The sequence below is a fragment of the Shewanella sp. AS1 genome, from assembly GCF_021412565.1.
In the GTDB taxonomy this organism is placed as follows: Bacteria; Pseudomonadota; Gammaproteobacteria; order Enterobacterales; family Shewanellaceae; genus Shewanella.
Map to the genome: position 1 here is coordinate 1 of NZ_JAKCLJ010000126.1, position 281 is coordinate 281.

A 281-nucleotide genomic window follows, 5' to 3' on the forward strand; every position below is an offset into this window, starting at 1 on the left:
CTTCGTGCTCCTCCGTTACTCTTTGGGAGGAGACCGCCCCAGTCAAACTACCCACCAGGCACTGTCCTCAACCCCGATTCAGGGGCCAGAGTTAGAACATCAACACTACAAGGGTGGTATTTCAAGGTTGACTCCAACAAGACTGGCGTCTCATCTTCAAAGTCTCCCACCTATCCTACACATGTAGGGTCAATGTTCAGTGCCAAGCTATAGTAAAGGTTCACGGGGTCTTTCCGTCTAGCCGCGGGTATACGGCATCTTCACCGCAATTTCAACTTCAC

General features: G+C 51.2%; 1 rRNA gene. It reads right to left on the bottom strand.

Annotated features, from left to right (window positions below):
* Positions 1-281 (bottom strand): 23S ribosomal RNA (locus tag LZP69_RS16350); the annotation flags it as partial.